Raw genomic sequence first — 268 nt, forward strand, 5'->3', positions numbered from 1 at the left:
TCCATAGGTAAACCCAGCGACCTTGCGGGGATCACTTGCGCACCAAAACGACATGATTGTGCTGAGGCAAGTGCAGAAAGAGTCGCTGCAACGCGTTGTTCATCAAAACGGGGGGAGGGTTTGGCGCCCGCCATTTGTTCATCACCAATAAAGTACACATCGCCCATACGGGCATTCGTGGGACTAATATCGCCCGAGATTAATTGCATTATATTACTGGCTATTGGAGTTGCGTCACTTTCTTGTTGTGCGTAATCAGCGCTGCCCC

Annotated in this window: 1 pseudogene; it reads right to left on the minus strand. The window is 50.7% G+C overall.

The features are described from left to right. Positions 1 to 268 (minus strand): annotated as a pseudogene (locus CWB85_RS22400) (serine/threonine protein kinase); the annotation flags it as partial.

Source organism: Pseudoalteromonas sp. S1727, from assembly GCF_005886375.1.
GTDB classification, from domain to species: domain Bacteria; phylum Pseudomonadota; class Gammaproteobacteria; order Enterobacterales; family Alteromonadaceae; genus Pseudoalteromonas; species Pseudoalteromonas haloplanktis.